19 protein-coding genes are annotated in these 17,945 nt (G+C 68.5%); 9 read left to right on the plus strand and 10 right to left on the minus strand.

Going from position 1 to position 17,945, the window contains the following annotated elements; genetic code table 11:
* Positions 1-42: 42 nt before the first annotated feature.
* Positions 43-219: a hypothetical protein gene (locus J4O73_RS14845; protein WP_426218504.1), complete on the plus strand. Its 177-nt coding sequence runs from the start codon at positions 43-45 to the stop codon at positions 217-219.
* Here J4O73_RS14845 and J4O73_RS14850 read toward each other — a convergent pair.
* From J4O73_RS14850 to J4O73_RS14860, 3 genes are all read right to left on the minus strand, one after another.
* Positions 216-1,082, minus strand: coding sequence for an amidohydrolase family protein (locus J4O73_RS14850; protein ID WP_426218506.1), 867 nt, complete (start codon positions 1,080-1,082; stop codon positions 216-218). The genes J4O73_RS14845 and J4O73_RS14850 overlap by 4 nt on opposite strands.
* A 2-nt stretch (positions 1,083-1,084) precedes the next feature.
* Positions 1,085-2,389, minus strand: a complete 1,305-nt coding sequence (locus tag J4O73_RS14855; RefSeq protein WP_426218507.1) for an MFS transporter — start codon at positions 2,387-2,389, stop codon at positions 1,085-1,087.
* A 129-nt stretch (positions 2,390-2,518) separates the two neighbouring features.
* Complete coding sequence (locus J4O73_RS14860; protein ID WP_426218508.1) at positions 2,519-2,998, minus strand: hypothetical protein; 480 nt, start codon at positions 2,996-2,998, stop codon at positions 2,519-2,521.
* Positions 2,999-3,195: 197 nt separating this feature from the next.
* Between J4O73_RS14860 and J4O73_RS14865 the strand changes: the two genes are divergently transcribed.
* The gene (locus J4O73_RS14865; protein ID WP_426218510.1) at positions 3,196-3,951 is read left to right on the plus strand and encodes a phosphodiester glycosidase family protein; all 756 of its coding nucleotides are present in this window, start codon (positions 3,196-3,198) and stop codon (positions 3,949-3,951) included.
* A gap of 111 nt (positions 3,952-4,062) precedes the next feature.
* Here the strand turns inward: J4O73_RS14865 and J4O73_RS14870 are convergent, their stop codons facing one another.
* Positions 4,063-5,181, minus strand: a complete 1,119-nt coding sequence (locus tag J4O73_RS14870) for an NADH:flavin oxidoreductase/NADH oxidase (protein ID WP_426218511.1) — start codon at positions 5,179-5,181, stop codon at positions 4,063-4,065.
* A 171-nt stretch (positions 5,182-5,352) separates the two neighbouring features.
* On the opposite strand from J4O73_RS14870, the gene J4O73_RS14875 reads away from it, so the two are divergent.
* The gene (locus tag J4O73_RS14875) at positions 5,353-5,790 is read left to right on the plus strand and encodes a hypothetical protein (RefSeq protein WP_426218513.1); all 438 of its coding nucleotides are present in this window, start codon (positions 5,353-5,355) and stop codon (positions 5,788-5,790) included.
* Positions 5,791-5,793: 3 nt separating this feature from the next.
* Here J4O73_RS14875 and J4O73_RS14880 read toward each other — a convergent pair whose 3' ends face one another.
* Both J4O73_RS14880 and J4O73_RS14885 read right to left on the minus strand, forming a co-directional pair.
* A complete protein-coding gene (locus J4O73_RS14880; RefSeq protein ID WP_426218515.1) occupies positions 5,794-7,710 on the minus strand; it encodes a propionyl-CoA synthetase in 1,917 nt (638 codons plus the stop codon).
* A gap of 197 nt (positions 7,711-7,907) precedes the next feature.
* A complete protein-coding gene (locus J4O73_RS14885) occupies positions 7,908-8,087 on the minus strand; it encodes a YdcH family protein (RefSeq protein ID WP_378971848.1) in 180 nt (59 codons plus the stop codon).
* A 173-nt stretch (positions 8,088-8,260) separates the two neighbouring features.
* Between J4O73_RS14885 and J4O73_RS14890 the strand changes: the two genes are divergently transcribed.
* The 4 genes from J4O73_RS14890 (at position 8,261) to J4O73_RS14905 (ending at position 11,300) form a co-directional block, all read left to right on the plus strand.
* Complete coding sequence (locus tag J4O73_RS14890) at positions 8,261-8,479, plus strand: YdcH family protein (protein ID WP_378975542.1); 219 nt, start codon at positions 8,261-8,263, stop codon at positions 8,477-8,479.
* A 78-nt stretch (positions 8,480-8,557) separates the two neighbouring features.
* Positions 8,558-9,052, plus strand: a complete 495-nt coding sequence (purE, locus tag J4O73_RS14895) for a 5-(carboxyamino)imidazole ribonucleotide mutase (RefSeq protein WP_378971846.1) — start codon at positions 8,558-8,560, stop codon at positions 9,050-9,052.
* Positions 9,049-10,143, plus strand: coding sequence for a 5-(carboxyamino)imidazole ribonucleotide synthase (locus J4O73_RS14900; protein WP_426218517.1), 1,095 nt, complete (start codon positions 9,049-9,051; stop codon positions 10,141-10,143). Before purE ends, J4O73_RS14900 begins: the two co-directional genes overlap by 4 nt.
* Positions 10,144-10,427: 284 nt before the next feature.
* Positions 10,428-11,300 carry a tetratricopeptide repeat protein gene (locus J4O73_RS14905; protein WP_426218519.1) on the plus strand — a complete coding sequence of 291 codons (873 nt, stop codon included), beginning with the start codon at positions 10,428-10,430 and terminating at the stop codon, positions 11,298-11,300.
* Here J4O73_RS14905 and J4O73_RS14910 read toward each other — a convergent pair.
* The gene (locus J4O73_RS14910; protein WP_426218521.1) at positions 11,293-12,627 is read right to left on the minus strand and encodes a 3-hydroxyacyl-CoA dehydrogenase NAD-binding domain-containing protein; all 1,335 of its coding nucleotides are present in this window, start codon (positions 12,625-12,627) and stop codon (positions 11,293-11,295) included. The two genes, J4O73_RS14905 and J4O73_RS14910, sit on opposite strands and share 8 nt — an antisense overlap.
* Positions 12,628-13,015: 388 nt before the next feature.
* Between J4O73_RS14910 and J4O73_RS14915 the strand changes: the two genes are divergently transcribed.
* The gene (locus tag J4O73_RS14915; RefSeq protein ID WP_426218961.1) at positions 13,016-13,912 is read left to right on the plus strand and encodes an NAD(P)H-dependent flavin oxidoreductase; all 897 of its coding nucleotides are present in this window, start codon (positions 13,016-13,018) and stop codon (positions 13,910-13,912) included.
* Positions 13,913-13,949: 37 nt separating this feature from the next.
* On the opposite strand, the gene J4O73_RS14920 is transcribed toward J4O73_RS14915, so the two are convergent.
* Positions 13,950-15,140, minus strand: coding sequence for a complex I NDUFA9 subunit family protein (locus J4O73_RS14920; protein WP_426218523.1), 1,191 nt, complete (start codon positions 15,138-15,140; stop codon positions 13,950-13,952).
* Between the two features lie 206 nt (positions 15,141-15,346).
* On the opposite strand from J4O73_RS14920, the gene J4O73_RS14925 reads away from it, so the two are divergent.
* Positions 15,347-15,529: a hypothetical protein gene (locus J4O73_RS14925; RefSeq protein WP_426218525.1), complete on the plus strand. Its 183-nt coding sequence runs from the start codon at positions 15,347-15,349 to the stop codon at positions 15,527-15,529.
* 15 nt (positions 15,530-15,544) lie between these two features.
* Here the strand turns inward: J4O73_RS14925 and J4O73_RS14930 are convergent, their stop codons facing one another.
* Together J4O73_RS14930 and J4O73_RS14935 are read right to left on the minus strand one after the other, a co-directional pair.
* Positions 15,545-16,477, minus strand: coding sequence for an MBL fold metallo-hydrolase (locus tag J4O73_RS14930; RefSeq protein WP_426218526.1), 933 nt, complete (start codon positions 16,475-16,477; stop codon positions 15,545-15,547).
* Between the two features lie 269 nt (positions 16,478-16,746).
* Complete coding sequence (locus J4O73_RS14935; protein ID WP_426218528.1) at positions 16,747-17,913, minus strand: L,D-transpeptidase family protein; 1,167 nt, start codon at positions 17,911-17,913, stop codon at positions 16,747-16,749.
* Positions 17,914-17,945: the final 32 nt, after the last annotated feature.

Consider the following 17,945-nt stretch of genomic DNA (forward strand, 5'->3'; position numbering starts at 1 on the left):
CCGGGGGCCGCTCCCCTCGCCTGATCCGGAAGAGGGCATCGCATGAGCGAGACCGGGGATACCTTCAAGAAGGCGCCGAAGCGCAAGCCGAGCAAGGGCAAGAGCATCGCCGTCTCGCCGGAGATGCGCCAAGCCTATGCCGAACTGATCCGCGAGCGCGCCGAGAAGCAGGAAGTCTATGGCCGCCACCTGCCTCAGGACGAGACCCGGCGGCGCTAGAAGCCGTAGAGCCGCTTCGGGTTGTCCACGAACAGCATCCGGCGGCGTTCCTCGTCCGGCACCCATTCGGCCATCAGGTCGAGGAGCGCCGGTAATTTCGGCGGCCCGTCCCAGGCGGCGACATGCGGCCAGTCCGAGCCCCAAAGGCAGCGTTCCGGCGCGGCGTCGTTGAGCGCGCGGGCGAAGGGGATCGTGTCGGTATAGGGCGCCCCCTCGGTCGAGACCCGGAAGGCGCCCGAGAGTTTCACGTAGGCACCGTCCCGCACCAGCCCAAGCAGGGTCTGGAAGCCTGGATGCTCGATGCCGGCCGAGGCGGGCATATGGCCCATATGGTCGAAGACGAGCGGCACCTTCAGGCGAGACAGAGCATCCGTCATGGGCGGCAGATGGCGGGCATCGAGCAGGAATTGCAGATGCCAGCCCATCTCGCGAGCGAGCGCGCCGTAATCCTCCAACTGGTCGAGCCCGACGCCGCCGCCAAACAGCACGTTGAGCCTGAGCCCCCTGACGCCCGCTTCCTTCAGGGCGATGAGGTCGCGCTCGGGCAAGCCCAGCGGAATGACCGCGATGCCGCGCAGGCGCTGCCGGTTCGCCTGCAGCGTCTCGACCATCAGGCGGTTGTCGGTGCCGTGGACGCTCACCTGCACGAGGACACCGTGGGCCATGCCCGTGGCGTCGAGCATGGCGAGATAGTGCGCGGCGGGGGCCTCGGGCGGGGTGTAACTCCGCTCCGAAACGAAGGGATAGGCGGGCGGAAGGCCGATGACGTGGGCGTGGGTATCGACCGCGCCCGGCGGCACGGCGTAGCGCGTCGGGCCACCGGGATGCGGATCGGGAGCGGGGCAGTCGCGGATCTCGCTCATGCTCAGGTATCCGCGTGTAGGACGCGGCCCCGCGTCTCGGGCAAGGCGAAGGCCGCGATGAAGAACAGCCCGTAGGCGATGACCGCGAACAGGGCGATGGCGCTGGCGAGCCCGACCCGCTCGGACAGATAGCCGACGAGGGCGGGGAACAGGGCGCCGATGCCGCGTCCGAAATTGTAGCAGAAGCCCTGCCCCGAGCCGCGCAGACGGGTGGGATAGAGTTCGGTGAGGAAGGCGCCCATGCCGGAGAAATAGCCCGAGGCGAAGAAGCCAAGGGGGAAGCCGAGCACCCAGAGCACGCCGTTCGAGAGCGGCAATTGCGTGTAGGCGATGATGACCGCGATGGCGCCGACGGAGAAGATCAGGAAGAGCGGACGCCGCCCGAGCTTGTCCGCCAGCCAAGCGCCAACGAGGTAGCCCGTGAACGAGCCGATGATCAGCGCGGCGAGGTAACCCGTCGAGGACACGATGGACAGGTGGCGCTCGGTCGTCAGGAAGCGCGGCACCCAGGTCGTGATGGCGTAATAGCCGCCCTGGCAGCCCGCCGCCGCCAGCGAGGCGAGGATGGTGGTGCCGAGAATCGGACCGGAGAAGATCTCCCACAGCTTCGGCCGGTCGCCGGTCGCGGCGGCGGCGGCGCGTGTGCGGGCGGCGACCTCGGGCTCCTTCACGTGGCGGCGCAGGTAGAAGACGAGCAGCGCGGGGAGCGCGCCCACGGCGAACATCCATCGCCATGCAGTCTCGGGGGGCAGTGCCGAGAACAGGATCGCCTGCGACAGCACGGCGAGCCCCCAGCCGATGGCCCAGCCGGATTGCACCGAACCCACCGCCCGGCCCCGATACTCGGCGCGGATCGTCTCGCCGATCAGCACGGCGCCCGCCGCCCATTCGCCGCCGAAGCCGAGGCCGAGCAGCGCGCGGGCCACGAGCAATTGCTCGAAGTTCTGCACGAAGGCGCAGACGAGGGAGAAGAACGAGAACCAGAGGATGGTGATCTGCAGAGTCAGGACCCGGCCGATCCGGTCCGCCATGAAGCCCGCGATCCAGCCGCCCAGCGCCGAGGCCAACAAAGTCACGGTGGCCGCGAGGCCCGCCGTGCCGGGATCGACCTTCCACAGCGCGATGATCGTGCCGATCACCAGCGGGTAGATCATGAAGTCCATGCCATCGAGGCACCAACCCGCCGCGCAGGCCCAGAAGGTGTGCCGCTCCGGCGTCGTCATGGACCGGTAGAAGGCCGTCAGACTCGCATCGCGAATCTCGACCGCATCGGGCGTCGCTGTACCCCGTCCGCCGGCTGTATCCATGATTCACTCCCCTTTTCCGGGAGTATCGGCACGGTCGTCCGCCCGGTGCAACGCTTCCGAGCGTCCTTCCGCAACAAAAAGGGCCGCCCTCGCGGGCAGCCCCTTGTCGTCGTGACCGGAAACCCGGTCTCAGTAGCAGCGCTCGACCAGCACGCGGCGATAGCCGTAGGGGGTCCAACGCACGCGCGGTACGGTCACGCACTCGCCGCCGTAGCCGTAGCCACCGCCGTAATAGCCGACCGGGGCGTAGCCGTATCCGCCATAGCCGCCATAGCCGTAACCGGGATAGCCATAGCCGTAGCCGCCATAGAGGCTGCCCGCCGCGAGGCCGACGCCGAAGCCGGCGAGGCCCAGGCCGATGCCGCGGCCGTAGCCGCCGCGATAGCCGTAGCCGCCGCGCCAACCGCCATAACCGCCGCGCCAGCCGCCGCCGAAGCCTGCACCCCGGAAGCCCGCGCCGCGGAAGCCACCGCCGTGGAATCCGCCGAAGCCGCCACCGTGGAAGCCGCCACCATGAAATCCGCCGAAGCCGCGGGCCTCGGCGCTCACCGGCGCGAGCGCCAGGGCGCCAGCCGCGAGTAGCGCAGAACCAAGCACTGCACCCTTCATCTCACGTCTCCAAACTGAACGATGCCCCATCACAGGCGAAACGTATGAGTCGGGAAAGGGTTCGTGCCGCCTGCGCGTCAGGCGGTCACGGTCTCGTGCAGGAGGGGGCGAAGCCGGAAGCCCCTTGCGCCAATCCCGCCATGTTTCAAAAGCACAGGGCGCGACCCGAACGGCAGAAGGACGATGGTGCCGAGGTGATGATGCGTTCGATCCTCTCTCGCTTGGCCGGCGCGGCCGCCTTCGTCGTCGCCGTCTCCCCGGCGGCCTGGGCCGCCTCGAATTCCGCCGAGCCCTGCCGGGCCGTCGAGGCGCAGGGGGAGAGCTTCACGGTCTGCACCATCGACCTGAGGCGGCGCAGCGTGAAGCTGTTCTGGCGACGCCCGGACGGGCAGGCCTACGCGTCGCTTTCGGCGCTCGCCGAGGCGCAGGGGCCGAAACTCTCCTTCGCCATGAATGGCGGCATGTACGACAAGGATCAGGCGCCGGTCGGACTCTATGTCGAGGACGGGCGCGAATTGCATTCGCTCTCGACGGCGGATGGGCCGGGCAATTTCCACCTGAAGCCGAACGGCGTCTTCTACGTGAAGGGCGATCGCGCCGGGGTGCTCGATACCGGGCATTACGTCAAAGCCCGGCTCAAGCCGGATTTCGCGACGCAATCGGGGCCGATGCTGGTGATCGACGGGCACATCCACCCGAAGATCTCCGCCGATGGGCCGTCGCAGAAGATCCGTAACGGCGTCGGCACCCGCGAGGGCGGGCATGTGGCCGTCTTCGCCATCTCCGAGCGGCCGGTGAGCTTTGGCGCCTTCGCCCGCCTGTTCCGGGACGATCTGGGCTGCCGCAACGCCCTGTTCCTCGACGGCTCGGTGTCGAGCCTCTACGCGCCGAACCTCAACCGCTCGGATATCGGGCGCCCCCTCGGGCCGCTGATCGGCGCGGTGGCGAAGTAGGCGCCGCCTCGCCCCCTCTTCTCACCGGACCCCTCATCCTTCGCGGTTGTTTCGCGGCGTCGAAGGATGAAGGCTGTCGGCCTCACGGACCGGTAGACTCCCGGGCAGGATCTACCGCTGGCCGAAGGACGTGTCCTTGAACAGGTCCTTCAGGTGGTGCGGCTGCGAGCGCCAGTATTGCTTGGGGGCATGCACCCGCGCGCCGAGTTCCGCCGCCGCGTGCCAGGGCCAGCGCGGATTGTAGAGCATGGCGCGGGCGAGCGAGATCGCGTCCGCCTTGCCCTCAGCGAGGATGTCCTCCGCTTGGCGCGGCTCGGTGATGAGCCCGACGGCGATGGTGGCGAGGCCGGTCTCGGCCTTGATCCGCTCGGCGTAAGGCACTTGATAGCCCGGCCCGAGCTTGATCGACTGCTTCGGTGAGACGCCGCCCGTGGAGACGTGGATCACCGGCGAGCCGGCCTGCTTGAGCACCCGCGCGAGTTCCACGGTCTCCTCGAGGTCCCAGCCTTCCTCGACCCAGTCGGTGGCCGAGACGCGCAGCCAGACCGGCGAGCCGGATGGCACGACCTGCCGGACCGCGTCGTAGACTTCCATCGGGAAGCGCATTCGGTTGGCGAGGCTGCCGCCGTAGGCATCGGTGCGCTTGTTGGCGAGGGGCGAGAGGAACTGATGGAGCAGGTAGCCATGCGCGGCATGCAACTCCACCGCCTCGATGCCGAGGCGCACCGCGCGCTTGGCCGTGGCGACGAACTCCTCGCGCACCCGCTTCAGGTCGGCGTCGCTGAGGGCGTGCGGCGGCACTTCACCCTCTCCATGGGCCACGGCCGACGGTGCTTCCGTGCGCCAGCCGTAGGGATGCTCCGGCGGGATCTGCTTGCCGCCCGCCCAAGGGGCATCGCTCGATGCCTTGCGCCCGGCATGGGCGATCTGGATACAGACCGGGATGGGGGCGTATTCGCGCACCGCGCCGAGCACGCGGGCCAGGGCCCGCTCACAGCCGTCATTGTAGAGGCCGAGATCCCAGGCGGTGATGCGGGCCTCCGGCGAGATGGCGGTGGCCTCCAGCGTCAGGAGGCCCGCGCCCGACATGGCGAGTTGCCCGAGATGCATCGTGTGCCAGTCGGTCGCCTCCCCGTCGCGCGCCGAGTACTGGCACATCGGCGCGATGAGGATCCGGTTCTCCAGCGTGAGAGAATCCAGCGTCAGGGTCTCGAACAGGCGTGCGGTCATCAGGGCCTCCGGTACAGGGACAATCTGGGGCAGGCGTGGGGTGCGGCCAAGCGGAGCTCACCCCATCCGGTGGGGAACCCCACGCCATGACCTCCCGTTTTGCCACCGTCGCCGCAGTGCGGCGGCCGAAGCGAGCCGCCTGAGGGGGCGAGATCGCCCGAGGTCCCGACCATGATTCTCACGAAACTTGCCGCCCCGATCATCTTCGCCGCCGGTTGCGCCGCCTTCGCCGGAGCGTCCCAGGCCCAGCCCGCTGCCTTCGGTGGCCCGAAGATGCTGATCCACGGAAACTATTGCGGGCCGGGCAACAATGCCCCGCTGCCGCCCATCGACGCCCTCGACGCGGCCTGCGCCCGGCACGATGCCTGCACCCCCCAGGGCGGCTTGCCGTCGCGTGCATGCAATCTTCGGCTGCAACGCGAGGCCGAGATGATCTCCCGCGATTCGCGCATTCCCGAAAAGGAGCGCGCCATGGCCGGGATGATCGCCATCGGCGCAGGCGCCATCCCGACGAGTCCCGACGTCGCTCCGGTGTCGACGGGCTCGATCGGACGGGCGACCACGCCCGACGTCACCATCACCCAGCCCGACGACGACGGCGACGAGTAGGGCTCAGGCCCCTCCGATCCCACGGCCCTTGAGGCTGCTGCCGATCTCATCGAGGACGCTCGCGTCGTCGATGGTCGCCGGCATCGTCCAGGGCTCGTCATCGGCGATGCGCTTCATCGTGGCGCGCAGGATCTTGCCCGAGCGGGTCTTAGGCAGGCGCGGCACGGTGAGCGCCAGCTTGAACGCCGCCACCGGTCCGATTTCCTCGCGGACCTTGGCGACGAGTTCGCGCTCGATCTCCGAAGGATCGCGGGACACGCGGGCCTTCAGCACGACGAAGCCGCAGGGCACCTCGCCCTTCAGAGTGTCGCGGATGCCGATCACCGCGCATTCCGCGACATCCGGGTGGGCGGACAGCACCGCCTCCATCCCGCCCGTCGAGAGCCGGTGCCCGGCGACGTTGATGATGTCGTCGGTGCGTCCGAGGACGGTGATGTAGTCATCCTCGTCGATGATGCCCGCATCCGACGTGTCGTAGTAGCCGGGGAAGGTGGAGAGGTAGCTCTCCCGCATCCGCTGGTCCGAGCCCCACAAGGTCGGCAGGCAGCCGGGCGGTAGCGGCAGCCGGATGGCGATGGTGCCCATCGTGCCGCGTTGCACCTCCTTGCCGCCCTCGTCGAGGATGCGCACGTCGTAGCCCGGCATCGGCACGCAGGTGCTGCCATGCTTCACCGGCAGCAGGCCCAGCCCGATCGGGTTTCCCGCGATCGGCCAACCCGTTTCCGTCTGCCACCAATGGTCGATGACCGGCCGCTCCAGAACCCGCTCGGCCCAGGCGACGGAATCCGGGTCCGCCCGCTCGCCCGCCAGGAACAGCGAGCGGAAGGCCGAAAGGTCGTAGTCGCCGACCAGTTCGCCCTGCGGATCTTCCTTCTTGATTGCGCGCAGAGCGGTCGGGGCCGTGAACAGGCACACCACCTTGTGCTCGGCCAGAACGCGCCAGAAGGCCCCCGCATCCGGCGTGCCTACCGGCTTGCCCTCGTAGAGCACCGAGGTGCAACCGTGCAGGAGCGGCGCGTAGACGATGTAGCAGTGGCCGACGACCCAGCCGATGTCGGAGGCGCAGAAATAGGTCTCGCCCGGCGCGACGCCGTAGAGGTTCGGCATCGACCATGCGAGCGCCACGAGGTAGCCGCCCGTGTCGCGCACGACGCCCTTCGGCTTACCCGTCGTACCCGAGGTGTACAGGACGTAGAGCGGATCGGTCGCATCGACGCTCACGCATTCCGCCTTGGCACCCCTCGCCTTCGCGGCGGCGATGGTCTCGGCCCAGTTCTGGTCCCGCTCCGGCGTCAGCGCTGCCGCGCATTGCGGGCGCTGGAGGATCAGGCAGGCACCGGGCTTGTGCGCCGAGGCGGCGATGGCCGCATCAAGCAACGGCTTGTAGGCCACAACCCGGTTCGGCTCGATGCCGCAGGAGGCGGCAAGAACGACCTTCGGCTGCGCGTCCTCGATGCGTTTGGCGAGTTCGTTCGCCGCGAAGCCTCCGAACACCACCGAATGAACCGCCCCGAGCCGGGCGCAGGCGAGCATTCCGAACAGCGCCTCGGGCACCATCGGCATGTAGAGCACCACGCGGTCGCCCTTGCCGACCCCGAGATCCCTCAGCACGGCGGCGAGCGTCGCGACCTCATCGCGCAATTCGCCATAGGTGATGGCGCGCTTCGTGCCGCTGACGGGTGAATCGTAGACGATGGCGTTCTGGTCCCGGCGGTCGCCATCGGCGTGCCGGTCCACGGCGTTGTAGCATGCGTTGAGCCGTCCATCCGGAAACCAGCGGCCGTAGGGATCCTGGTCCGGGTCGAAGGCGCGCTTCGGCGCACGGTCCCAGTCGAGTGCCCCGGCCGCACCGAGCCAGAACGTCTCGGGATCGCGCATGGAGGCCGCATGGGTCTCAGCGTAGCGGCTGGCTGTCGTCATCGATTCGGCGCTTCCTCGCGGCCCGCTCTCCGGCGGTGGCGTGAAGGTAGCTGATTCGGCTGCTCGGGGGAGTCAAGCGAGGCTCGTCCCTTTGGGCAGTCAGGCCGCCGTCGCCGTCATCGGCTCGCCGGTCACCCGAAACGAAAAACCGCGCCGCCCGGAAGGACGACGAGGCCTTTCGCGATGTCTGGGTCGTGTCAGTGCAGGGTGCCGTTGGCCTGCAGCCGGTTCATCTCGTCCTTGAGGTGAAGCTTCCGGCGTTTGAGTTCGGCAATATGCTGGTCGCTAGACGAGGGCTTGTGGATGGCCTCCTGAATCTCACGCTCGAGGGCTTCGTGCTTCCGGGCGAGTTGGCTCAGATGCGTCTGCAGCGACATGAGGCGAATCTCCTGTCATCGTTCTGACACCGTCAGACTGGCACAGGTTCGCGCACCTGTCGAAGCGTTTTCGCTGGGCATCCTTTCACAAGGGTTGTACCCATCGCTTGCTCCCCGCTGAGGCGTGACGCATGCTTCTGACCTTCGAAGGGTGTTCGGTTTCCCAGGGTGTGATGGCGGCTGAGTCGGGTGACAACGGACAGGCTGACCTCGAATCCGAGCTCGCCCGCCTCCGCGAGGAACATCGCGACCTCGACAGTGCCATCGACGCGCTGGAGCGGAGCGTGGCCGGAGACCAACTCCAGATCCAGCGCCTGAAGAAGCGCAAGCTCACCTTGCGCGACCGCATTTCCTACATCGAGGACATGCTGACGCCGGACATCATCGCCTGAACGCGGCGGGTTCGCGGACCCTACGCCTTGCGATCCGCGATCCGCGCGGTTAAGCGCCCTCTTTTGCCGGAACCAAGCATGTCGGCGCCTCCCGTCGCGATCATCATGGGCAGCCAGTCGGACTGGGCAACCATGATCCATGCCGCGCAGACCCTCGATGCGCTGGCCGTGCCCTACGATGCCCGCATCGTCTCGGCGCACCGCACGCCGGACCGCCTCGTGGCCTTCGCCAAGGGCGCCCGCGACGCGGGTTTCAAGGTGGTGATCGCGGGCGCGGGCGGGGCGGCGCACCTGCCGGGCATGGCCGCTTCGATGACGAGCCTGCCGGTCTTCGGCGTGCCGGTCGAATCGAAGGCCCTCTCGGGCCAGGACAGCCTTCTGTCCATCGTGCAGATGCCTGCGGGCGTGCCGGTCGGCACCCTGGCCATCGGCCGGGCGGGTGCGGTCAACGCGGCGCTGCTGGCTGCGGCGGTGCTTGCCCTCTCGGACGAGGCCCTGGCGGGCCGCCTCGACGCGTGGCGCGCCGCGCAAACCTCCTCGGTGGCCGAACGGCCGGAGACTCAAGGTCCGTGACGACTCGTGCGATCGCCCCCGGCTCGGTGCTCGGGATCGTTGGTGGAGGCCAACTCGGCCGGATGATCGCCCTGGCGGCGGCGAACCACGGGCTCAAGGTCCATGTGTACGCGCCCGATGCGGACAGCCCGGCTTTCGACGTCGCCGCGCGCACGACCTGCGCCGCCTATGACGACGAGGCGGCGCTCGCTGCCTTCGCGGCCTCCGTCGATGTCGTGACCTACGAGTTCGAGAACATCCCCCGCGCGACTGCGGAGGTGCTGGCGCGCCACGCGCCGCTGCACCCCAATGCCGACGCCCTGGCCACCACGCAGGACCGGCTGTCGGAGAAGGCGTTCATCAATCGTCTCGGCATTCCGACCGCGCCGTTCCAGGCGGTCGACACTCCCGACGATCTCGCGCGCGCGCTGGACGTCATCGGTCTGCCCTCCGTGCTTAAGACTCGGCGCTTCGGCTATGACGGCAAGGGCCAGCGGATGATCCGCGAACCCTTCGAGGGCGACCGGAATGCGATCTTCGCCGAGTTCGGCGGCGCGCCGCTGATTCTCGAAGGCTTCGTGCCGTTCGAGCGCGAAGTCTCCGTCGTGGCTGCTCGAGCCGCGGACGGGAGTTTCGCTGCCTTCGACCTCTGCGAGAACGAGCACCGCAACCACATCCTCGCCTTCACCCGCGTGCCCGCTCAGGGCGTGTCGCCGGAGACGGCCGAGGAGGCGGTCCGCATCGCCCGCAGCATCGCGGACGCGCTCGATTATGTCGGCGTGCTGGCGGTGGAGATGTTCCTCGTGCGCGAGGGCGGGGAGCGCCTCGTCGTCAACGAGATCGCCCCGCGCGTCCATAATTCCGGCCATTGGACCATTGAGGGCGCCCTGTCCTCGCAGTTCGAGCAGCATGTGCGCGCGGTCTGCGGCTGGCCGCTGGGCAGCGCGGCCCGCACCGGCGGCCTGCCGTGCGAGATGGAGAACCTGATCGGCGATCAGGTCGATGCATGGCGCGCCCTGCTGGCGGAGCCCGGTGCGCATCTTCACCTCTACGGGAAGGGCGAGTCGCGCCCCGGCCGCAAGATGGGCCACGTGACCCGCCTCAAGGTCTGATCGCGACCGATCCCTGAGGCCGGTGTGCCACACCTGTAGGCCCGTGAGGCCGCCGGAGCGCCGGATTTCGCGGGGCGATGGCGCGGGCCATACCTTCGCCACATCCCGCCGCTTCCAACGATTCCAAGGTTCGCCCGGCCGTGATCGCGGCCCGGCTTAAGGGGGCATTCACCGCCTTGCGCGAATTTGCGCGCGGATTGCCGGAACCGGTCGCTGAGCGCCGGGGCGGACGGGGTTTAGGTCGGGGCACCGCGGGACAGGGTGGCTCCCGGGAGAATGGGGCGATGACGCAACGCAACGGGCTCGTTTCGAAGGCTGCGCTGGTCGGCGCGGCGGCGATCGCGGCTGCGGGGCTGGCGGGCTGCGAAACCGTGGGCTCCGCCGCGGGCGCGCGCCAGTACGCGGTCCTCGAAACGGATACGACGGGGGCCACGTCGAGCAACATCGCCTCCCTGTCGGAGGTCGTGCAGCGCAACCCCAATGACGCCGCCGCCTACACGACGCGCGGCGCCGCCTATGCTCGCGCTGGCCAGTTCAACGAGGCCATCGCCGATTTCACGAAGGCGATCCAGCTCGATCCGAATTCGGCCTCGGCCTACAACAACCGCGCGCTGGCGAGCCGCCAGATCGGCCGGGACTCTGCGGCCCTTCAGGATTTCTCGAAGGCCATCGCCATCGATCCGAACTACGGCCCGGCCTATATCGGCCGCGCCAATGTCGAGCGCGCGCAGGGCAACCTCGACGGCGCCCTCGGCGACCTCAACGTCGCGATCCGCCTGAGCCCGGAATCGGCCGAGGCGTATCATGCCCGCGGCCTCGTCAAGCAGAAGCAGGGGCTCGACACCCAGGCGATCGCTGATTTCGACGCCGCGATCGACCGCAACCCCTTCGTCTCGGCGCCCTACGCCGCACGCGGCCAGAGCCTGATCGCCACGAACCAGTATCCGAAGGCGATCGAGGACTACAACGCGGCGCTCAACGTGAACAACAAGGACGCCACGTCCTGGGCCTATCGCGGCTTGGCTTACGAGAAGTCCGGCCAGCGCAAGGAGGCGTTGGAGAACTACCAGCGCGCCGCCGGCATCGACGCGAACAACGCCGTCGCCAAGTCCGGCCTGTCGCGCCTCCAGGGCGGTCTCGGCTCCGTCTTCAACTGAAGCGTCCGCCCTCGGCGGCGAGTCTCGCCAGCAGCGGGGCGGGTTTCAGGGTGTCGTCGCCGGTCTCGGCGGCGAAGCGCGAGAGATCGGCGGCGATCCGGTCGAGGCCGACTTGGTCGGCCCAGTACATCGGGCCGCCCCGCCACGCCGGCCAATTGTAGCCGTTGATCCAGATCGTATCGATGTCGCCGGGCCGCGCCGCGATGCCCTCCTCGAGGATGCGCGCGCCCTCGTTGACCATCGGGTACATCAGCCGCGCCACGATCTCCTCGGCGGTGAAGCGGCGCCGAGCGATGCCGTGCCCGGTGGCGATCCGCCCGATCAGCACCTCGACCTCCGGGTCACGCGTGCCGGTGCGTGTGCCCTCGGGATAGAGATAGAATCCCCGTCCGGTCTTCTGGCCGTAGCGGCCCATCTCGGCGAGGGAATCCGCCACGGGGGCGCGGCCCCCGAAATCCTTGCGCGAGCGCCAGCCGATATCGAGCCCGGCGAGGTCGCTCATGGCAAAGGGCCCCATGCGGAAGCCGAACTCCGTCACCGCCGCGTCGATCTCATGCGGCAGGGCGCCTTCGAGGAGCAGCCGCTCGCCTGCCTGACTGCGCTTTTCCAGCATCCGGTTGCCGACGAAGCCGAAGCACACGCCCACCGCCACAGGGAGTTTGTTGAGCCGCCGGACGAGATCGAGGGCCGTCGCCAGCGCGTCCGGCGCGGTCTTCTCCGCGCGCACCACCTCCACGAGGCGCATCACATTGGCTGGGCTGAAGAAGTGCATCCCGAGCACGTCCTGCGGCCGGTCGGTGACGGCGGCGATGGCATCCACATCGAGATAGGAGGTGTTGGTGGCCAGGATCGCGCCCGGCTTCGCCACACGGCTGAGGTCTGAGAAGATCGTGCGCTTCACGCCCATCTCCTCGAAGGCCGCCTCGACGACGATGTCGGCCTGCGCCGCATGGGCCAGCCCGACCGCGCCGGTGATCCGGCTGATCCGCGCATCCCGCTCGGCCTCGGTGATCGAGCCGCGCTTGGCCGAGCCGGCATAGAGCCCGCGCACCCGGTCGAGCCCCTGCGCCAGGGCGCCCTGCTCGGTCTCGATGACCGTCACCGGGATGCCCGCATTGGCGAAGCACATGGCGATGCCGCCACCCATCGTCCCGGCGCCGATGATGGCGGCGCGGGTGATGTCCCGGCGAGGTGTATCCTGGGGCAGGCCCGGAACATCGGCGGCCTCGCGCTCGGCTAAGGCAGCGTGGCGCAAGGCCTTGGCGCGTGGATCGTCGCCATCCTCCCGGCCGTTGGCGCCGCCGCCGTGGTCGTCTCGCTCGCTCACGACACCCTCCCGTTCCGCTCAGCGGAATGTTGTTCTGTTTTGATGCAATGGTGGTCGCCGTACGGGCCGTCGGACCGGTGGCTGAAGCGCAGGCGCAGGATCTTCTCGCAACGATGTTCTGCCAAGCGGAACATCGCAACAGCCTCGTTTGACAGGTCCGGCGGGGGCGTGCGAACCAGCGTGCCGCTGCGAGACGGGACTCAACCCATTGCGGAGCGAAGCGGTTGCGGGTGGTTTCCCGCAAGGCCGAGGGAGAACGCCGCGTGACGTGCCGGATGAGAGTTTCGTGCCGCCCGATGCCGGGAGCCCGCTCGTGAGCGCCGCCGCCGAGAGCCGCCTTCCCCCGGTGCTGCGCGGGCGGCTTGCCCTCCCGGTCATCGCCTCGCCGATGTTCATCGTCTCGGGGCCGGACCTCGTGATCGCGCAATGCCTCGCGGGCGTGGTCGGCTCGTTCCCGGCGCTCAATGCGCGGCCGCAGGCGACGCTGGACGAGTGGCTGACGCGGATCAAGACCACGCTGGACGACGCCCAAGCCGCCGACCCTTCGCGAAAGATCGCCCCCTTCGCGGTAAACCAGATCGTCCACGCCTCGAACGACCGGCTGGCGCAGGATGTCGAGACCTGCGTCCGCCACGAGGTGCCGATCATCATCACCAGCCTGCGGGCACCGGATGCGGTGATCAAGCCGGTCCATGCCTATGGCGGCGTGGTCTTCCATGACGTGGTCTCGGTGCGTCATGCCGAGAAGGCGCTCGAAGCGGGCGTCGATGGGCTGATCCTCGTCTGCGCCGGGGCCGGTGGCCATGCCGGCACGCTGTCGCCCTTCGCCCTCGTGTCCGAGGTCCGCCGCTTCTATGACGGGCCGATCATCCTGTCGGGGGCCATCGCCACTGGGTCAGCGATCCTCGCCGCCCAGGCCATGGGCGCCGACCTCGCCTATATGGGCACGCGCTTCATCGCCACGCAGGAGGCGAACGCGGCGCCGGGCTATCGCGAGATGATTGCGGGCTCCTCGGCCAACGACATCCTCTACACGCCCTGCTTCACCGGCGTGCCGGGCAATTACCTGATCCCGAGCATCGTCAAGTCTGGGCTCGATCCCAACGCGCTGCCCGAGCGCGACAAGACCGCGATGAATTTCGGGGGCGACAAGGTGAAGGCGTGGCGCGACGTCTGGGGCGCAGGACAGGGCGTCGGCAGCATCACCGATGCCCCGCCGACGGCCGAACTCGTCGCGCGGCTGGCGCAGGAATACGCGCAGGCGAAAGCTCACCTCGCGGGCTGACCCCGCGAGGCTCAGCTCCTTGGGAAGGGGGTGGGGCTTAGCCCCGCGTCCCCCAGCGCGATCCCATGCGGCTGCTGCCCGCATCCGCGCCGATCGCCGGCCCGGCGGCTCGCTCGGGGCGGTGCGTGGAGGGCGCGGCCCCCGGCGTCGGAGCCAGGAGATCGGGCACACCGGCTAACGACTCGTTGCCCCGCCCTTCGGCGAACTGGCCTGCCTTGCGGAAGGTCCAGAGGTAGCCCGGCACGACGGCCTCGGCGGCGGTCGGGACGATACCCAGGCCCTCGATCGTCCGTCCCTCGGCCTTGGCCGGGTCGGACACCACGTTGTCGGTCTGCAGCAGGGTGACCTGATCGGTGGTGAGCTTCAGCTCGTCCGGCAGCATGCCGAGCGTCAGGGTGTTCACGACCTCCAGCACGCGCGCCTGGATCTTGGCGATGGGCAGCGGCAGATCCACCACGAGGCGGCTGCGCTGCGTCACCTTGAGCATGTAGCGCACGAGCCGGTCGAGGGTCGCGACCTCGGGGCCACCGAGTTCGTAGACCTTGCCCGGCGCAGCCTGCCCATCCACGGCGCGGGCGATGGCCTCGGCCACGTCACCGACGAAGACCGGCTGGAACCGGGTTTGCGCCCCTGCGAGGGGCAGCACTGGCAGGGCGCGGGCGAGCCCGGCGAAGCGGTTGAAGAAGCTATCCCCCGGCCCGAAGATCAGCGAGGGGCGCATGATGATCGCGTCCGGACAGGCGGCGAGAACCCTGGCCTCGCCCTCCGCCTTGGTACGGGCATAGACCGAGGATGAGTTCGCGTCGGCGCCGATGGCCGAGACCTGGATCATCCGGGCGCCGTTCGCGGCGGCGGCGCGGGCGATGGCCCCTGCCCCCTCGGCCTGGAGCTTGGCGAAGCGCTGAGGCCCGCTCTCCTGAAGGATGCCGACGAGGTTGATGACCACGTCCGACCGCTCGCAGGCGCGGGTGATCGAATCCGGGTAGCGAAGGTTGGCCTGCACGGCCACGATCTGCCCGACCTTGCCGAGGGGCTGTAGGAACAGGGCCAGATCGGGCCGCCGCACGGCGACGCGGATGCGGTAGCCGCGCTTGGCGAGGGCCCGGACGACATGGCGGCCGAGGAAGCCCGAACCGCCGAAGATCGTCACGAGCTGCGAGTCGGGGCGCCGCGCCGGACCGGCGGGGGTTCCCTGCTGGGATTCAGCTGTCGTCTCCTGGCCGGTCATCACCGTCGTCTCGGGCTCCTTGCAGTGCGGGAAGCCACTGCCGGGGCTTCCTTAGCCCAACCGGAGCCCGCAGGGGAGAGGCCCATAGCACGCGCGACGTTGTGAAGACGTGATCCGTCTCAACTGGGAACAGGCGGACGGCCGAATCATTCCCCGGATAGTCCGGTTCGACAGTCCAACGACGGGGGTCTCCCATGATACTCGGAATGTTCGCTTCGGCGCTCGTCGCCGTGTTCGGCCTGCTCGTGGCCATCGGCCAGATCGGCCATCCCGTGGACGCGCAGGCGGTTTCGCCCTTCGGATGGAGCGTCCTGATCGTGGGAGCGGCCCTGTTCGGGCTCTGTGCCTTCCGGCGCTACACCAATCCGCCGGGCAATCACCCGGCCTGACGGACAATCGTGAGGTCAGGCAACCCGGATCCGGCGGACGACGCCGGATGCCGGGCCGAGGGCATCCGGCAGATCCACCTGCTCGGCGCCCACCACCACCGATTGATGCTCACGGGCGATGAACGCGCTCGGCATCGCGGCCTTGAGATCGGCCTCCATGGCATGGAGCATCGTATCGGAATGCGCCGGATGGAGATGGATGATCGCCAGCGCCTTTACGCCGGCGGCTTCGGCAAGCTCGACGCCCTTCTGCCACGTGGAATGGCCCCAGCCTCGGCAGGTCGGATATTCGCAGTCGGTGAACATGCCGTCATAGACCATCAGGTCGGCGCCGGAGACGAACTCGGCGAGCGCCGGATCCGGCCACGGATCGCGATGCTCGATATCGCTGATGATGCACAGGCGTCGGCCGTTATGGTCGAAGCGATAGCCCACCGACCCCTGCGGGTGGTTCAGCAGGATCGTGTCGACGCGGGTTCCATCCTCGAAGACCAAGGGCTCGCCCGCCTCGAACCCGTGATGGGTGAAGGTGCAGCGCAGGTCGTTCAAGGTAACCGGGAAGAGCGGTGGCGCGAACAGACGATCAAGGGCCGCGCCGGCCGACTCGCCGCCGAGATTGCCGCAATAGGTATGGATCGTCCGGTCGCAGTCGAGCACCGCCGGCTTGAAGAAGGGCAGCCCCGATGTGTGATCGAGATGGAGATGGCTAAACAGAAGATCGACTTCGCGCGGTAAGTCCGCCCGGTGATTCTGTCCGAAATTGTACAGTCCCGAACCGGCATCGATGACGAACAGACGTTCGCCGCAGCGAACTTCCAGGCACGGGGTGCTACCGCCGAACTCAGCGTATTGGGGCCCGCTGACCGGCGTCGACCCGCGCACGCCCCAGAACCTGAGGACGAGATCGTCTTTCGCGATGCCCGGAAGGGGCACGGGATCGTGGGACATGGTGATCACTTCGGACGAACCTATCCGATCGATCAAGATCGGATCCCCGTCGTCGTTCCAGAGAAAGTGGGCGAAGTCCGGCAGAAGCGCATTACAGGACTACCGTTTCGTCCCTGAAGGACAATGAATTGGGGAATGAGACCGCGTCGTGATGTGCGAGGCCGCACATGATTGAGGGTCCAACCGTCGGCTTCCCACAAGGCAGACATGTCCGGCGTGCCTGACGCTAAAGCTTTGCCGGAACAAGTTTTTAGGGCATTCGGCGCTTCTCAGAGCGGAGCCGCCAGGGCGAGAAGACCGGCACGATGGGCCTGTGGGCCGTTCTCGCGATCGAGAGTGTCGCGCAGGAGCCTCGGCAGGCTGTCTGCATAGCGGACCGGGATCGGATCCGACAGGCTGGCGCGGGAATCGCGGGGCGTCGCATAAGGGGGCATGAACGGCGTCTGACCTGGCAGGGCTGCGGTCGCGGTCGCGATCCAGCCGGTCCAGACCGATTCGGCCACCGGGACCATCCGTCGCCGGGCGGGCACGACGACGACTTCCTGTGCGGCGAAGGCCAGGGCCTCCGGACGGCTGATGTCGCCCACCGCGCCGCCGCGCGAGACATAGGCCGCCCAGAACGCATTCTGGCCCCCATCCGAGTAGGTGGTGCGCAAGGCGGGCATCGTCTCGGTAGCGGCGGCAATGCGCGCCTCCTCCATGGCGTGACGCGTGACGAAGGCCGCCTCGCGACGCGGATCCTTCGATGGGGCGAAGGCGTAGCGCCCGCCGACCACCGAGACCTGCGGCTCCTCGCCGGTTGCCTCGAACCGATCCGAACCTTCCTTCAGGTTCTGCCAGAAGGCGTAGTTCGGATCGGCCCGGTGCTTGGCCAGGTTCTCCACGGTCATGTGGAACGGATAGGCCTGGAACTGAAAGGCCGCTTGCCCACCCGCCAGGGCCTCGCGGGCGATGGCGTAGATCTCCTCCACCGTCCCGTTCGTCATGGCGAAGCACCCCATGGACGAGCAGATGCCGTGAACCATGATGGCCGAGCCGGTGCGGCCATGCGCCCGGTCGTACTCGTTCGGGTATCCGACGTCGAAGGACAGGTGATAGCTGGAATTCGGGTTCATCTGACGGCGCGCCACCGAATAGAACCCCTCCGGCACCTGCCGGTCACCGTTGCGCTGCTTCGGGCCGAGCTGGCCCGACCAGCGGCAGATCGGGAAGGACTTGATGAAGACGTAGCCTTTGGCCGTCTTCTTCCAGACCTCCAGTTCCGATTCACGCTTGTAGGCGCGGAAGACCACAGGCGCCGAGGCGCTGGTGCCCTTGGCCGCCATCAGCGCCAGCGTGCCCGCCGGGATCGGGGCCGTAGCCTTGTCCTGTGCCGCCACGGCCGAGCCGAGCGTGAGGAGGACGAGGGTGGCGGCGAGGCATCTCCGGAAAGGCATGAACCGGGGCGGGATCCTGGGGCGCGATGCCG

The organism is Methylobacterium sp. NFXW15 (assembly GCF_049887755.1).
Classification (GTDB): Bacteria; Pseudomonadota; Alphaproteobacteria; order Rhizobiales; family Beijerinckiaceae; genus Methylobacterium.

Coding starts and splice junctions, on each gene's coding strand:
- J4O73_RS14845 (WP_426218504.1), top strand. CDS start 43: ATGAGCGAGACCGGGGATACCTTCAAGAAGGCGCCGAAGCGCAAGCCG.
- J4O73_RS14850 (WP_426218506.1), bottom strand. CDS start 1,082: ATGAGCGAGATCCGCGACTGCCCCGCTCCCGATCCGCATCCCGGTGGC.
- J4O73_RS14855 (WP_426218507.1), bottom strand. CDS start 2,389: ATGGATACAGCCGGCGGACGGGGTACAGCGACGCCCGATGCGGTCGAG.
- J4O73_RS14860 (WP_426218508.1), bottom strand. CDS start 2,998: ATGAAGGGTGCAGTGCTTGGTTCTGCGCTACTCGCGGCTGGCGCCCTG.
- J4O73_RS14865 (WP_426218510.1), top strand. CDS start 3,196: ATGATGCGTTCGATCCTCTCTCGCTTGGCCGGCGCGGCCGCCTTCGTC.
- J4O73_RS14870 (WP_426218511.1), bottom strand. CDS start 5,181: ATGACCGCACGCCTGTTCGAGACCCTGACGCTGGATTCTCTCACGCTG.
- J4O73_RS14875 (WP_426218513.1), top strand. CDS start 5,353: ATGATTCTCACGAAACTTGCCGCCCCGATCATCTTCGCCGCCGGTTGC.
- J4O73_RS14880 (WP_426218515.1), bottom strand. CDS start 7,710: ATGACGACAGCCAGCCGCTACGCTGAGACCCATGCGGCCTCCATGCGC.
- J4O73_RS14885 (WP_378971848.1), bottom strand. CDS start 8,087: ATGTCGCTGCAGACGCATCTGAGCCAACTCGCCCGGAAGCACGAAGCC.
- J4O73_RS14890 (WP_378975542.1), top strand. CDS start 8,261: ATGGCGGCTGAGTCGGGTGACAACGGACAGGCTGACCTCGAATCCGAG.
- purE (WP_378971846.1), top strand. CDS start 8,558: ATGTCGGCGCCTCCCGTCGCGATCATCATGGGCAGCCAGTCGGACTGG.
- J4O73_RS14905 (WP_426218519.1), top strand. CDS start 10,428: ATGACGCAACGCAACGGGCTCGTTTCGAAGGCTGCGCTGGTCGGCGCG.
- J4O73_RS14915 (WP_426218961.1), top strand. CDS start 13,016: ATGTTCATCGTCTCGGGGCCGGACCTCGTGATCGCGCAATGCCTCGCG.
- J4O73_RS14920 (WP_426218523.1), bottom strand. CDS start 15,140: ATGACCGGCCAGGAGACGACAGCTGAATCCCAGCAGGGAACCCCCGCC.
- J4O73_RS14925 (WP_426218525.1), top strand. CDS start 15,347: ATGTTCGCTTCGGCGCTCGTCGCCGTGTTCGGCCTGCTCGTGGCCATC.
- J4O73_RS14930 (WP_426218526.1), bottom strand. CDS start 16,477: ATGTCCCACGATCCCGTGCCCCTTCCGGGCATCGCGAAAGACGATCTC.
- J4O73_RS14935 (WP_426218528.1), bottom strand. CDS start 17,913: ATGCCTTTCCGGAGATGCCTCGCCGCCACCCTCGTCCTCCTCACGCTC.